1 protein-coding gene is annotated in these 404 nt (G+C 64.4%); it reads right to left on the bottom strand.

Annotated elements, in window-relative coordinates; genetic code table 11:
* The coding region (locus tag EN780_RS38185) for a VCBS domain-containing protein (RefSeq protein WP_210215162.1) at positions 1-404 on the bottom strand (404 nt) is incomplete at both ends.

Raw genomic sequence — 404 nt, forward strand, 5'->3', positions numbered from 1 at the left:
GTGATGTCGATCACCTGCTGCGTGCCGTCGACGGTGGTGACCGTCACCAGTTCATGCAGCGTGGTGTTCGCGCCGCTGCTGTTCAGCGCCTGAACAGTGGCGTTGCTGTCGTCCAGCGTATAGCTCCAGGTGCCGGCAGCATCGATCGAGAACGTGCCATAGCTCTTGGCCACGGCAGCCTGGACGTTGAAGGTCGCCGCGTTGTCGACATCGGTTGCGTTGAGGTCGCCCGAGGCCGTCGCATCGCCCAGCGTACCGTTGGTAACGCCGCTCTTCTCCGTGACGGACGTGTCCTGGGCGCCGTTGGCCGTGATCACCGCGCTGTCGTTGGTGCCATGGATGGTGACGGTGACGAGCTGGCTGTCGCTGCCGTCGGAGGAGACGGCGGTGAAGCTGTCGGTGAT

The sequence above is a fragment of the Mesorhizobium sp. M4B.F.Ca.ET.089.01.1.1 genome, from assembly GCF_004022605.1.
Taxonomy (GTDB): Bacteria; Pseudomonadota; Alphaproteobacteria; order Rhizobiales; family Rhizobiaceae; genus Mesorhizobium; species Mesorhizobium abyssinicae.